14 protein-coding genes are annotated in these 14774 nt (G+C 50.8%); 8 read left to right on the forward strand and 6 right to left on the reverse strand.

Annotated elements, in window-relative coordinates:
* Positions 1–64: 64 nt before the first annotated feature.
* The 6 genes from JMI88_RS20050 to JMI88_RS20075 form a co-directional block, all read right to left on the reverse strand.
* Positions 65–379 (reverse strand): DUF3307 domain-containing protein, encoded by a 315-nt coding sequence (locus JMI88_RS20050; RefSeq protein WP_201363725.1) that lies wholly within the window; start codon positions 377–379, stop codon positions 65–67.
* 159 nt (positions 380–538) lie between these two features.
* Entirely contained in the window at positions 539–883 is a 345-nt protein-coding gene (locus JMI88_RS20055; protein WP_201363727.1) for a YrdB family protein, read from the reverse strand.
* A 66-nt stretch (positions 884–949) separates the two neighbouring features.
* On the reverse strand, positions 950–1522 hold the full coding sequence (locus JMI88_RS20060) for a TetR/AcrR family transcriptional regulator (protein ID WP_201363729.1): 573 nt from the start codon (positions 1520–1522) through the stop codon (positions 950–952).
* Entirely contained in the window at positions 1492–1710 is a 219-nt protein-coding gene (locus JMI88_RS20065; RefSeq protein WP_201363731.1) for a hypothetical protein, read from the reverse strand. Before JMI88_RS20065 ends, JMI88_RS20060 begins: the two co-directional genes overlap by 31 nt.
* 139 nt (positions 1711–1849) lie before the next feature.
* On the reverse strand, positions 1850–3535 hold the full coding sequence (locus JMI88_RS20070; protein ID WP_201363733.1) for an O-antigen ligase family protein: 1686 nt from the start codon (positions 3533–3535) through the stop codon (positions 1850–1852).
* Between the two features lie 379 nt (positions 3536–3914).
* On the reverse strand, positions 3915–4637 hold the full coding sequence (locus JMI88_RS20075) for a metal-dependent transcriptional regulator (protein WP_201363735.1): 723 nt from the start codon (positions 4635–4637) through the stop codon (positions 3915–3917).
* A 342-nt stretch (positions 4638–4979) separates the two neighbouring features.
* Here JMI88_RS20075 and JMI88_RS20080 point away from each other — a divergent pair, with 342 nt between their 5' ends.
* The 8 genes from JMI88_RS20080 to trpA all read left to right on the forward strand — a co-directional run bounded on the left by JMI88_RS20080 (position 4980) and on the right by trpA (position 14652).
* Positions 4980–5798 (forward strand): LysM peptidoglycan-binding domain-containing protein, encoded by an 819-nt coding sequence (locus JMI88_RS20080; RefSeq protein ID WP_201363741.1) that lies wholly within the window; start codon positions 4980–4982, stop codon positions 5796–5798.
* Between the two features lie 613 nt (positions 5799–6411).
* Positions 6412–7455 carry a tryptophan--tRNA ligase gene (trpS, locus tag JMI88_RS20085; RefSeq protein ID WP_201363742.1) on the forward strand — a complete coding sequence of 348 codons (1044 nt, stop codon included), beginning with the start codon at positions 6412–6414 and terminating at the stop codon, positions 7453–7455.
* A 128-nt stretch (positions 7456–7583) separates the two neighbouring features.
* A complete protein-coding gene (trpE, locus tag JMI88_RS20090; protein ID WP_201363744.1) occupies positions 7584–9185 on the forward strand; it encodes an anthranilate synthase component I in 1602 nt (533 codons plus the stop codon).
* Position 9186: 1 nt separating this feature from the next.
* Entirely contained in the window at positions 9187–9747 is a 561-nt protein-coding gene (locus JMI88_RS20095) for an anthranilate synthase component II (RefSeq protein WP_201363746.1), read from the forward strand.
* A gap of 71 nt (positions 9748–9818) precedes the next feature.
* The gene (gene trpD, locus JMI88_RS20100) at positions 9819–10880 is read left to right on the forward strand and encodes an anthranilate phosphoribosyltransferase (protein ID WP_373323917.1); all 1062 of its coding nucleotides are present in this window, start codon (positions 9819–9821) and stop codon (positions 10878–10880) included.
* Complete coding sequence (gene trpCF, locus JMI88_RS20105) at positions 10870–12321, forward strand: bifunctional indole-3-glycerol-phosphate synthase TrpC/phosphoribosylanthranilate isomerase TrpF (protein ID WP_201363750.1); 1452 nt, start codon at positions 10870–10872, stop codon at positions 12319–12321. Before trpD ends, trpCF begins: the two co-directional genes overlap by 11 nt.
* A gap of 108 nt (positions 12322–12429) precedes the next feature.
* Positions 12430–13665 (forward strand): tryptophan synthase subunit beta, encoded by a 1236-nt coding sequence (gene trpB / locus JMI88_RS20110; RefSeq protein WP_201363752.1) that lies wholly within the window; start codon positions 12430–12432, stop codon positions 13663–13665.
* 126 nt (positions 13666–13791) lie between these two features.
* A complete protein-coding gene (gene trpA, locus JMI88_RS20115) occupies positions 13792–14652 on the forward strand; it encodes a tryptophan synthase subunit alpha (protein ID WP_201363753.1) in 861 nt (286 codons plus the stop codon).
* The last annotated feature ends 122 nt before the right edge of the window (positions 14653–14774 follow it).

Genomic DNA, 14774 nt, shown 5'->3' on the forward strand with positions numbered 1-14774 from the left:
ATTAAGTAAAAGGGAGGAGAATGCTGTGATTCTCCTCTTTTTTTGTTTCGCGCACATAGATTCTTTAGAAGTGAAATAACAGGATCAGGAGGATGGTAACAATATGCAAGGTTTGGTCTAACCAGATCGGGCCAATCAGTTTATAGCGTGCCTTTAGCGGATCAACAATGAAATGGGTACCAAAGATGATCGCCGTCGCCAGTAGCGAGGGATGGGCGAACAACACAAAGGTTGCTGTATAGGTTGCGCAATGATAAAAATTAACCTCCCAACTTTTCCCTTTCTCCATGCTCATCCACGCACTCTGAAATGCAAAATCCCCGATAAAGTGGCAGGCTAGCCAGATTAATAAAGTGGTGGCCGAAAAAGTAAGGTTCATATAATTCTCCCTAACAGCTCTCTTTTACACATTTTAGATGCCAGGGATAACAATTACAGTGAACTATGTCGCTATCAGATTGTGGATCATTACACATATCTTTTATGGGCGAGAGGTAGGTCCTGCTGCTTCTTTTTCGGCGCTCAGAAAACATATTTATTAGTGTGCCCACACATAAGTTAATATACAATTCAGCACAAAGATGAGCGCGAAAGCAATGCCCAGTGAACGTTGGTTAGCCACGTAAAGAGCGAGGGCAGCCGAACCAAAGAAAACTATCTGCAACAGTAAGTACCCCAAACCATGTAGCTGCCATTGTGATTTTGGCGCCCCCCACATTCCCCATATTACTGCCGCCAGCGCCGGGGCACCGATTCCCAGCGCAACCTTGCCAATCACACCCTGTCCGTTGTGAAAACCCCAATATCCAAGCGCGGCCAGAGCACCCAGTTCCAGAAAAAAAGTCAGTGCCATATTCGCATATTTAAGTACTAATAGAAACATGACGTAGAATCCCTTCCGTATTTATCAGTATGTTTTATCTTTATGAGCTTACATCCATAGCCAGAGCTATCCTCTGTTTGTGCTTTCAAGAGAGGCAATAAACATAGTAATCAGCCAGTGGAAACTGTCTTCTCGATCTATTGGCATACCAAAGCCACCGTTTACTTCCAGAGTGATAAAGCCATGTACAATACTGCGCAGGCCACGAATGGCATGGATGGCATCTTCCGCCTTCAGTTGATATGGGGCCAGCACCCGCTGGATAACCTGAACCAGTTGATGGCCCATTGCCTGCCACTCCTGATCATTGGGATCGGGTGCTTGCTGGGTAAGTAGGTAGCGTCCTGGAGCAATCCTGGCGTATTCTCGATAGGCGTCGGCAAGCGCAATGATCGCTTCGCCCTTCGATTTGCCAACGATGGCATGCAGGATGCGCGTCAGCAAATCCCGCAAGCTATAGAGTACCAATTCGTGCTTGAGTCCGGGCAAACCCGCCACATGATTATACAGGGAAGGCGTACGCACCCCTAACTTTTCAGCCAGCCTGCCCAGCGAGAGTTGCTCTATACCTTCCTCATCAATCAAGCGGGCTGCTGCTTCTACCACACTCAACTGGTCCAAACCTGCTCTACGCGACATATGTTTGCTTCCTTTGCTCTTTCAACAATTCCTGCTCCATAACCCGAATAGCGTGCTCCATCGCGGCCCAGGGTTGGCTCAGCATGCGACCATGACCAATAGCCAGCAAAGATGGCTGTAAGGCCAATAGCTTGCGTGCGCTGTCCCTTGATAGCTTGCTCCATCCTTTTTGCTAATCGGATTAACATATTAACTAATCACATTAGTATACTAAACTAATGTGATTAGTTTGTCAAGGACAAAAAGACAAAAATACGGATCACAAAGCCGCGGCTTTGTGATCCGTGGAAGTTCCGATTGGAATGTATCTATCGCTTGCGTTTCAGTTTATTTAAATGGATTACGCCAGGGTAAACCAATCTGGGCGCGAATGATCAGCAAAGTGGCTACCAGGAGCCAGAAGCAGAAGGCAAGATCCTGGGCCAGAAATGAGCTATCAACCATGCCCTGGATGAGTCCGGCTAGCATAGCGGCTGTGGCCCCAATCGCCATCCAGCGCCAGTGCTCGCTCTGCTCTACGATCCGGCCTGGCAGATAACGGAGAATGCCAGCAAAAAGCCAGAAGAAGAGGATCAGGAAGGCAATGAAGGCGAGCAGACCGAAAATGCCGATACTGACCCAGACATGCAGAAAGATGTTGTGCGGGTGGGAGAGGCCTGGCTCATCATACATATGCGTCGTCGTACCGTTTTCCTCACTGACAATATAGTAGTGTGAGGCCGGTGGGCATGAGAGCATCCAGGAATATTGTGGAGCTTTGAGCCCTCCATCTTTAGTAAAATTCCCATCAGCCGAGGGTACAACGCGTGGATCGGCATAGTGACAGATCCAGTTATCCAGTCCGTAGCCGAACAGCGGCTGATCGTGAATCATGGCCTCAGCGCTTTGCCAGAGATGTATCCGTCTTTGCAGGGTTGTTACGTGATTTTGATCCATATGCCCATTAATAACTGTGTCATAGAGCACTTGATTCACTTTATAGTGAAACACACCGTAGCCTGCGGAGGCGATAACGATGGCAATGGTTCCTCCTACCAACAGAACCTTGTGATTGCGAATGGCTAAAATTATGATAAATAAGAGCACAACCGGGAAGGCTGCGATCGCAGAACCTCGCGAGTTATTATGTAATAAAGCATAAATAAATGGTATACATAACAATAAGACCAGCAGACGTATCTTCCAGGAGATGCGCGAGAACACTATTGCTAGCCCAATTGGTAGTGTGTAGTCAAATAGCAGACCCACACTTGGATCGCTTCCATAAACGGTATTGGTCTGTCCAAACATGGCATGTTGAATGATGGCCATGATGGCAATGATCAGGCCGCTAGCAAACAGCGAACCGAGCAGGCGCGCCAGGTCCTGGCGGGAGCGCAAACAAAGCAGAATCAATACAACGTAAAGCAAAGGGTCCAGAATCTCCTGCCGGAAGGCGCGCAGCGCATCTCTATACGAACTGGCGCCAATCAGAGAGATCAAGGCGGCCAGCACAAAAATAACCACCGGCCAGAAGAAAGGTCTGATGCGCTGGCGCAGTTCGGGCCACGAGAGTCGATAGGACCAATGCTGGCGCTTCAGCAATAGTTGTAGTGCCGCGACACCAACACAGATCCAGAGCACAATCTCGGCTGGACTGAATTCGGCTGAATGGATCACATCCTTAGGCGCCAGGTAATACGGCAGAGCCAGGGGTAGTAAGGCTACCGCGAAGGATAAACGAGACCAGCAAAGAACAACAAATATTGCCAGAAAAGGCAGAGCAAACCATGGATTCAGTTGCGCCAGGGTGCCAATTGGAAATTTGATATTCTGGTTACCAATTAAATAATACAGGCCCATCGAAAGAATCAGACCACCCTCGATCAATCGATCGCGCCAGAAAGCGCGACGTGTTCCCATCACTCCGCCATTGTGGTCTACTGGAGGGACATTTGCAACCGAAGGCGGCAGGTTGGCAGGTTCCGCTGAGTTAGAAGCCTGCGCTGCTATGTTTGCATGTGACAAAGACATAGGTGAATCGCTCATGACACATTTTACCAATCCGCACATCAGTGTGCATAGTTTTTATGGCCGCCCACGGCGGCATCAAAGGGAAGGCAACAAGAAAAGGCACACTCTATATGTTCCTGATAGAAGAAACGCCTCCCGTTACGCCCCTGCCCGGTTTCTATACCTAATTAAGGATAAGTGACGAACAATCAGCTCTAAACAAACAAGAAGTATAGCAGAATCCAGATAGAGAGTCCATTACTAAGAAGATAGGGGGACGCTTGTGTGGCCGATCGTATCCACATGGGGAAATTTCGAAGATGCAGATCAGGGACACCAACCCCAGGAGCAGATGGAGGAGCAATGGACAACATCTACTTCTGAAGTCAGTATGCCTTTACTATGCTGGCACAACCCACAATTTGGCAGCTGCATCGGCGCTGATTGCTACGACGCGCTCTTCTACCAATAATCGCACCTTTTCTTGCAGCTCTCCGGTCGGAGGTTCAGTGGAAGGTGTGCCATCAGACTGGGCCAGCATCATTAAGTGCGTTCCCGGGGTCAGGCCTTTCTCATGCATATACATGATCAGGGCTTCTTCATCCTCTACGACCTCTGAAACACAAAGTATTGTGACGTGTGTGCCATTGGTGACAGTTGAAAGGCGCACAGCGTGATTGTCTTTGAGATATGTTCGCGCATTAGGCACCGAGCCGGGAATAGGATTGCCATGCGGGCAGGTCATCGGGCTGTTGAGGTTGGCAATCACACGTGACTCAACCGCACCAGAGATAAAGTGCTCCAATCGACAGGCTTCTTCATGGACCTCGTGCCATTGCATGCCTAGCATGTCGACCAGGAAACGCTCCGTCAGACGATGACGCCGCAACACAGCTTCCGCAGCTTCATTACCGGCCTCGGTCAAGAACACATGCCGTTTGGAATTCATCTCTACATAGCCATCTCGCACCAGGCGCTTCAACATCTCCGTCACCGTCGGAGCCGACACATGAAAACGTTCCGCTAGCCGGGCTCCGATCACCACCTCATCTTCCATACTCATGTTGTAAATCATTTCCAGGTATTCTTCAACCGTTGCACTTAAGATCTCTTCTGTTTTCATGACACCATGTCCCGTTTCTCTAGTATCTTCAAAAAAGCTACGGCATATGTAGCCGGGAGGCGCTGTAATCTGGAGAGTGGAAAGGAAGCAAAGGAAGTGTCCCTTTCCGTCAATTGTATATACGCTTTGTCGGACGCGTACTCCACTACTAGTGTAACATTTTTTGTGCCTTCAGTCTATATGCATGATACAACGCTTACGCTACAATATACATTTTTCTCATATGGCGACTATGTGGTACTTTTACTGTAATTTATAAGAATAGCATTTATAGGGACACCTGCATTTGTATTTAACAATTGTGAGAGAGAATATAGTGAATGGGAAAGGAGAAGTGGAAGTATGGAGCAGGACCCATTGCAAAAAATGTCACTTAAACCCAGCAATAGTCATCTCCAATCGAACAGGAGTCGATCAACTTTTTTCCATTCTATTACCCCAAAGCATATAGTGCTACTTCTATGTAGCATACTACTTATTGGGGGTTCATTCGTAACATCCCTACTGCATCCCGACGTATTCGCGTCATCGACCTCACGCTCGTCTGCACATTGTTTCTGGCATCGCATCAGTGCTGGCGATACCCTTAACCGCATCGCTTATATGTATCGCGCCAATATATGGACCATTGCACGCGCCAATCATATCAGGAATATCAATCTGATCTATAGCGGTCAAAGCCTCTGTATTCCATCAAAAGTGCAAAGGAGCGCGACCTCAGGCTTACAGGCCAACGGTCATGTCAAGTGGTATGCTTATAAGGCCTTAGATTGGTCCACCCGGGCTCTGGCCAACCGTTTATTGCGCAATGCCGCTGCGAGACACGGTCTTCCGGCCAACCTGATGTTAGCAATTGCGTGGCAGGAAAGTGGCTGGAATCAGCATGTTATCGCCCGTGACGGCGGCATCGGCATTATGCAGATTATGCCTTATACAGCGCAGGCGCTCAATCGGCAGGTCAATGAACACTTTGATCCTTACAAGCTCTATGACAACATAGAGTTGGGAGCCATTTATTTACGTGCCCTCTGGCATGGGTTTCACGGCAATATGAGCAAAATCATTAGCGCCTACAACGAAGGCGGCTGGAACGTTAAACACCGGGGTATTTTTAACTGGCGCTATGTTCACAATGTACGCGCCCTGATGCGGTGGTATTGATCTCCATCTTGCGTAGCACTTAAATCGGTTTCAGTTGCTCACACATGGATTACGAACCCAGACATAGTTTTTCAGAAACACGAGCATAGACTTGACACTTGTATCTATTCCCCTTATACTATTTTGTATACACAAAAGAATAGCGAAGCCACGAACAGGAAGAGTACATAGCCATGTATGGGCACAGAGAGTCGGGATTGGTGGAAACCGATACCAGTCTAGCTATGGAATGGGCCTGGTAGCTAAAGAGCGAACATTTCGGCAGCGAGCATAAGCCCGCACGAAATTATTAGTACTCTTTCGGAATGTCCCCCGTTACTGAGGACAGGATATAATGCGCTAACGCCCGCCATCCCTTTCATAAGGTTGTCAGGGTTAGTCTAAACGCACCGTATCCGGCAAGAGGGATTATCTGTCCTTTCCAGACAAGCAATACTTAATACACGTCGGACAGCTAATCTAAAACAGGGTGGTACCACGAAAGCGCTTTTTATCACGCTTCTCGTCCTTGTATGGATGAGGGGCGTTTTTTATTGGGAATTTTTTCACTTTTTATATCATATACCATTCATGTGGATGCACCACACCTGTTTAGTCGTGGAGGAAAAAAAGAATGACAGTTGAAACCAATCAAGCGGTACAGGAAGTTACAACACTCACGCAAGCGCCGGTGAAGAAACGCGTCTTCTCTGGCATTCAGCCAACAAACAATATCCACCTGGGCAACTATCTGGGTGCTATCCGCAACTGGGTTGAGACACAGGATCAATACGACAACATCTTTTGTATTGTTGATCTGCACGCCATTACCCTGCCAATTGATCCAAAGGAGCTGCACTTCAATACACGCAAGCTGGCGGCTCTCTACCTGGCCTGCGGGCTCGATCCCAAATACTGCAAGCTCTTTGTGCAATCACATGTGCGCCAGCATGCTGAGATACAGTGGCTCTTAAATTGCTTCACACCGATGGGCTGGTTAAATCGCATGACGCAGTTTAAGACCAAGGCGGGCGAAGATATGGATTCGGTGGGAGCTGGACTCTACTGCTATCCGGTGCTGATGGCCGGCGATATCCTGCTCTACCAGACCCATTACGTACCCGTGGGCGATGACCAACGTCAACATGTAGAGCTGACGCGCGACCTGGCGCAGCGTATCAACAGTCTGTATCGTAAAAGAATCTTTACCCTGCCAGAAGCGCAGATCCGAGTTGCTGGCGCACGCATTATGTCCCTGGAAGATCCCACCAAAAAGATGAGTAAGAGTGATCCCAATCCCAGCTCTTATATCACCTTGTTGGATGATCCCAAAACGATCAAGAAGAAGATCGCACGCGCCACCACCGATTCGGAGCGCCTGGTCAAATTTGATCCGGCCCGTCCGGGCATTACGAACCTGCTGTCGATCTACCAGATCCTAACCGGTCAATCGCAGCAGGAGATCGAGACCGAGTTCGAGGGCAAAGGCTATGGAGACTTCAAGGCAGCCCTGACGGATCGCCTGGTAGAGACGCTGAGTCCGATTCAGCAACGCTACCAAGAGATTATCGGCGATATGCCGGCGCTGGAAAATCTCCTGAAACAAGGGGCAGACGATCTCCGCCCCCTTGCCGAACGCACTCTTCAGCAATTGAAGCAGGCCATAGGCGTAGGCTAGAGTTGAAATGACTTCAGCTGGTCTGTTTGTTGACTGCAGCAATCAGGCAGGCCAGCTGAACATACAAGTCGGGGAGCTATGCGGATTCTTCAGAGAATGTGCACAGCGATAAATGGAGCAGGTGCTATATGTATTATCCAACATTGGATGAGGTAAAACAGGTGCGGGATGCGGTGATGGGTAGTAAGGAGAATGGCCGACAACCGCTTTTGCCGCTCTACAGCGATATACTGGCAGATATGGAGACACCGGTCTCAGCGTATTGTAAGACAGCTCAGCGACCATACAGTTTTTTGCTAGAGAGCGTCACAGGCGGAGAGCAGGTCGCTCGCTATTCGTTTATTGGTATTGACCCGTACCTGGTGATGATTCATCGCGGCGAAACGGTACGGCTGCGGCGCATGCATGCTGTTCCAGGCTCATACAGAGAAGAAGAGGTACCCTGCCACGATCCACTGCAGTTACTGGAAGAGGAACTGGGACAGTATCAGTTAGTGATGCCGCCTCATCTTGAGCGATCTCATGATCAGCTCCCCAAGTTCTTTGGTGGCGCGGTCGGCTACCTGTCATATGATGCAGCCGCCCGCTTTGAGCGTCTTCCTGAGCCCAGACCCAACGAGCTGGATCTGCCCCTGGCGGTCTTCATGTTGACTGAGACGGTGCTGGTCTTCGATCACGTACGCCATAGTGTGCGCGTAGTGACGCATATTCACCTGGACGCTCCCGACATTGAGGCTGAGTATCGCCGGACCCAGGCTATTGTGGACGATGTGCAGGCGCGGCTCCATCAACCAGTGCGCTTGCCAGAGGAACCGGAGCCAATCTATGATGAGGCTGCTTTACAGGTAAGGTCAAATCGTACGCGGGCAGAGTTTGAGAGCATGGTCAGTCGAGCTATCGAGTATATTAAGGCCGGCGATATCTTCCAGGTGGTACCGTCGCAGCGCTTGAGTCGCCATGTGAATGCTTCGCCATTTACTGTCTATCGCGCACTGCGGGCCATCAATCCTTCACCACATATGTTCTTTCTGGACCTGGAAGATTTCCACCTGGTAGGAGCTTCACCCGAACTGCTGGTCCGCTATGAAGACAATGAGGTCACTATTCGTCCGATCGCTGGAACGCGGCCGCGCGGCGCTGATAAGCAGAGCGATGAGCAGCTGGCCATTGAGCTGCAGCAGGACCCGAAAGAACGGGCCGAGCATATTATGTTGTTGGATCTGGCACGTAACGATGTGGGTCGCGTCAGTAAGATTGGCAGTGTACAGGTAGACGATTTTATGACCATTGAACGCTATTCGCATGTCATGCACCTGGTAACTAATGTTTCAGGACAGCTGCGCGAAGGTGTGTCGGCATTTGATGCGCTGCGCGCTGGTTTTCCGGCCGGAACAGTATCGGGAGCGCCAAAAATTCGGGCGATGGAAATCATCAGTGAGCTTGAGGGCGAGACCCGTGGTGCGTATGCAGGGGCGGTCGGCTACTTTAGCCATACAGGCGATCAGGAAACAGCGATCACGCTACGTACAATGGTGATTAAGGATGGGCAGGCCTATATCCAGGCAGGAGGTGGTGTCGTGGCAGATTCAACACCGACCAATGAGTACCAGGAAAGTTTGAACAAGGCCAAGGCGCTGCTGCGAGCACTCGATGAAGCTGAACATATTGCGCAAATTAATCGGCAGGCCACGTATGAGTCACCCACCATTGCGCAAGGAGGGAAAAAGTAAGATGCTCCTGTTACTCGATAACTATGACAGCTTTACCTATAACTTGTATCAGTATCTGGCAGAACTCGGAGCGGAAGTCGTGGTCCGACGCAATGATGAGGTCACACTGGCCGAGGTAGAACAACTGCGACCAGAGCGTATCGTGATCTCACCAGGTCCCTGTACTCCCAGCGAGGCCGGTATGTCCTGTGAAATAATCGCGGCCTTTGGTCCACACATCCCTATATTGGGAGTTTGTTTGGGCCACCAGTCAATCGGACAGGTGTATGGCGGACGTGTGGTGCGGGCGCCAGAGCCAATGCATGGCAAGACATCACAGATGCATCATGAAGGCAAAGGCGTTTTCAGAAACTTATCCCGGCCATTTGAAGCCATACGCTATCATAGCCTGATTGTTGAAGCGGCCTCTCTTCCAGAAGTGCTCGAGGTGACAGCCAGAACAGAAGATGGCTTGATCATGGGTTTAAAGCATCGCGTCTATCCTGTTGAAGGCGTGCAATTCCATCCCGAATCAATTATGACCAACGTCGGCAAAGATTTATTACAGAATTTTTTAGAGTAGTAGTCAAAGATATTGGGCAGGGGTGACAGACAAACAGGCCGCCTGCAAACGAAATCAGGGAGGATAGATTGATCATGATTCGCGAAGCTATTGCTCATATCGCGATGGGGGCTACCCTCGGCACAGAGGAAGCGGCAGCCGCCATGGAAGAAATTATGACTGGCGCGGCAACGCCTTCTCAGATCGGTGCTTTTCTGACCGCTTTACGTATGCGTCCAGGTGCTGAGACGGTAGAAGAAATTGCTGGCATGGCCCTGGTGATGCGCGATAAAGCTGTCCAGGTCCATCTAGACGGGCAAGCTGCGATTCAGGCACTGGATACCTGTGGCACCGGTGGAGATGGCTCGGGCACGTTAAATGTCTCAACGGCAGCCGGTATTATTGCCGCCGCTGCCGGTGCCACTATTGCTAAACATGGTAACCGCTCGGCCACTAGCAAATGTGGTAGCGCGGATGTATTGGAAGCTCTGGGAGTGAAGATCGATCTTGAACCCAAAGCGCTGGCCCACAGCATTCATGAGTGTGGCTTTGGCTTTATGTTTGCACAGATCTATCATCCAGCCATGAAATATGTCGGTCCGACGCGCCGCGAAATCGGCATTCGCACCGCTTTCAATATCCTGGGTCCGCTAACCAATCCTGCCCATACACCCTATCAGGTGCTGGGTGTGGCGGATAGCTCATTGATGCAAAAGATGGGCGAAGTCCTGTTGCGCCTGGGTTGCAAACATGCGTTGATTGTACATAGTGAGGATGGCATAGATGAGTGCTCAATCAGTGCTCCTACTCATATTTGTGAGGTGCGCGTTGGACAGGACCTACGCAGCTATACGATCACACCAGAGGATGTTGGACTGAGCAGTGCCAGTAACTTACAGAGCATTCAGGGAGGAGATCCAGCTCATAATGCCGCCATTCTACGCGAGATCCTCTCAACGTATAATGCCAATCCAGCTACAGATATGATTTGTCTCAATGCTGCGGCAGCCTTAATGGCCAATGAGCAGGTCGCATCCTTTAAAGAAGGATTTAAACTAGCACAGTCGACGTTACAGGAAGGTAAGGCCAAACGCAAATTAGCTGAGGTCATTGAGTGTTCACAGGCATATGGTAGGTGGAAACATGTTTCTTGATCGTATCGTTAATCAGACTCGTATAGATTTAATTCAGCGCAAAATAGATCTGCCACTGGAGCAGATTAAACAACAGGCACTGGAGCAATCACGCACACGAGATGTACTGGAAGCATTTGAACCTCAGGGCCGGGTACATCTGATTGCCGAGGTTAAACGTGCTTCACCATCCAAAGGCTTGCTGGCACCTGACCTGGATCCGGTTGCCACGGCCATGCTCTATGAGCAAAATGGAGCAACCGTTATTTCAGTATTAACAGAACCGCACTTCTTTCTGGGGTCGCCTGACTACTTAACCGCCATCAAGAACGCGGTCAGTGTGCCTGTCTTGCGCAAAGATTTTATTATTGACGAGTACCAGATCTATGAAGCCAGGGCCTGGGGCGCCGACATGGTCCTGCTGATTTGTGCCATTCTGGATGATCAGCAACTAAGGCATCTATTACAGGTGGCGACCAGTTTGCGGATGCGCGCACTGGTCGAGGTTCATAGTCAGGAAGAGGCGCGCCGCGCCGTCGCTGCCGGAGCCGTCATCATTGGCGTCAACAGCCGCAACCTGACCACGTTTGAGATGAATCCTTACCTGATCCGTGACATTCGACGGACACTGCCCGGGGATCGCGTTATTGTGGCCGAAAGTGGCATCCATAACGCAGCCGATGTGCGCCGACTGGCCCGCTATGATGTGCAGGCGATGCTGGTTGGGGAGTCGCTAGTCGTCTCTAAAGATATTCCAACCCAGATTCAGATGCTATTACAGCATGCTAACCACACGACGCAGGTTAAGATCTGTGGTCTGCGTGAGCCAGAACATATAAACGCAGCCATTGATGCCGGTGCCGACATGCTGGGCTTTATTTTCCATAAACCTAGTCATCGCTACATTCAGCCCGAACGCGTCTCAGAGGTACTGGCTGCCAGTCAGAGCTATACACAGCCCCGTAAAGGTCAGGTTTTGCCTGATCTGGTGGGAGTCTTTGTTAACCAGGACGCTGATACGATCAATGCGATTGCCGACCAGATTGGCCTGCACTATATCCAGCTTCATGGTAATGAAACGCCAGAGTTCTGTCAGCGTATCAAACGGCCCGTTATCAAGGCGCTTTCGCTGCAGCAGCCAGCGGACCTGGCGCGTCTGGCGGCATATCGGGATGTTACCTGGCGCCTCTTGATCGACACCCCCACAGCGGACTGGGGAGGCACTGGCCGTACCGGGGATTGGGAACTAGCTCGCCTGGCAGCGCAACAAAGTAAAATCCTCCTGGCCGGCGGCCTCACAATAGAGAATGTCGCGACCGCCATTCGCCAGGTCCAGCCCTGGGGCATTGATGTTAGTAGCGGCGTTGAAACCGAGCGTAGAAAAGATAGTCAGAAGATAGCCGCCTTCATCGCGCAGGTGCGCCAGAGCGAGAATAATAAACAGGAACTACTGGAACACTAGGCGGAATCCTCGTTTCGTTAACTCTCATGCTTTTCAGTAATCATAAATCTGGTCCTTCAGTGGGCACATTAGTATCGTCATTCAGGGCAATAAGGGAAGAAGGCAAGTATGCAAGATACAAAAATACACAATACTTATCAGCACAATCTTTATCCAGATGAGCGTGGGCGCTTTGGGGATTTTGGCGGCAAATTTGTGCCCGAAAATCTGATGGCAGCCCTGGCGGAACTGGAGACAGCTTATAAAGAGGCGATGCAAGATAAGGCATTTATAGATGAACTCAATCAGGAACTTGCCAGTTACGTCGGGCGGCCCACCACCCTGCACTATGTGCCACGTTTTTCGGAGATGGTGGGCAATAATGTTAAAGTCTATCTGAAACGCGAGGACCTGGCTCATACGGGTGCGCATAAGATCAATAATGCTCTGGGACAGGGCATGCTCGCCAAACGCATGGGTAAGCAGCGCATCATTGCCGAGACCGGCGCGGGCCAGCACGGCGTAGCTACAGCTACGGTCTGTGCCAAACTAGGCCTCGACTGCATCATCTACATGGGTGAAGTGGACATCCAGCGTCAGTCACTCAATGTCTTCCGTATGAAATTGCTGGGCGCAGAGGTGCGGTCGGTCGATAGTGGCACCAGGACTCTCAAAGATGCCATTAATGAAGCCATCCGCGATTGGGTTACCAACGTCGAGACAACCTTCTACCTGTTTGGCACCGCCGCTGGACCCGCTCCTTATCCACGTATAGTACGTGATTTTCAGGCGGTGATCGGTCGCGAGGCGCGCCAGCAAATCATGCAGCAAGAGGGGCGCTTACCAGATCAGATCTATGCCTGTGTTGGTGGTGGCAGCAATGCCATTGGCATCTTCTATCCCTTTGCCGATACCAACGAGGTTGAACTGATCGGCGTAGAGGCCGGTGGCACCAGCATGGAGCCAGGCATGCATGCATCTACTCTGGTCGCTGGCCGCCCGGGTGTCCTCCACGGCGCCATGAGCTATCTCCTGCAAAACGAAGATGGCCAGATTCTGGACACGCATAGCATCTCAGCCGGCCTGGACTATCCAGGTGTAGGACCAGAGCATAGCTATCTCAAAGATAGTGGACGCGCCAGCTACGTCACAGCGACCGATGCCACCGCCCTCAAAGGTCTGGAAGCCCTCAGCCGTACCGAAGGCATTATCCCGGCCCTCGAATCTGCGCACGCCATCGGCTATGTGTTGGAACAGGGCGAGCAGGGCAAGCTCGCAGAAGGCTCACTAATCGTCATTAATCTTTCAGGTCGTGGCGATAAAGATATGATGACCGTCGCCAAAGCCTTCAATGTCAATCTGTAATTATTGAAAGTGGCCTGGACCAGGCGTGCAGAGGGCCAGACAATCCTTTAGAAAACTATCCTTTGAAAAAGGAAGCAATGGCTGGCCCGGCCCGCTACGCTATGTCGCTTATAGCAGGAGAAAATCATGGACGCAATCACAGGTAGCGTTATTGAAGAACAAGGTAGCCAGTATATACCGGCCCATAAAATCACTCGGGCCTTTGAACGTGCCCGGCAAGAGGGACGTGGAGTACTCATCCCTTATTTCATGTGTGGCTATCCAGACGCCGAGACTTCGGTCGAGATCATTCTGGCCGCAGCTGAAGGTGGAGCAGACATCATTGAACTGGGGATGCCATTTAGTGATCCTCTTGCAGATGGTGCTACAATTCAGCATGCGGGACACATCGCCCTGGAAAATGGCATGAGTATTCGGGGATGCATGAGCATCGCCAAAGAGGTCGCGTCCAAAAGTGACGTCACCCTGCTCTTGATGGGCTATTACAATCCGGTCCTTTCCTATGGCCTGGAACGCTTTTGCGCTACCGCCCGGGCCAATGGTATTAGCGGCTTGATTATTCCAGATCTACCCGCGGAGGAGGCAGATCCTCTACAGGAAGTAGCCTATCGCTACGGTCTGGCGCTAATCTTCCTGGTTCCACCTACCGCACCGGATGAGCGTATCACGATGGCGGCCCGGCGAACGGCTGCTGGCCCGGGTGGCTTCATCTACTGTGTATCGCTCAGTGGGGTCACCGGTTCCCGTCAGGAACTGCCAACCCATCTGCAAAACTTTATCAAACGCATCCGCACAGCGACGCAGGAGCAACATCTGCCCCTGGCGGTTGGCTTTGGTCTCTCGACACCAGAACATATCGCCACCGTCACCAGCTATGCGGAAGGGGCCGTCGTTGGTAGCGCCCTGGTGAACATAATAGACCAGCACAAAGATGACAAACCGGCGGACGCTGTCAGAACCTATATTCAACATTTGCGCCAAAAGTAGCTCAAGCCTGTAAATGAAGGTCTCAGCGAACCATCACCTGTAGTGGTATATAAACCGAAGCACATATCATCTGCACATAGGAGCAGTCACACTAACGGTCAGATGATACAGGTAAAAAATTG

This window comes from Dictyobacter formicarum, assembly GCF_016587435.1.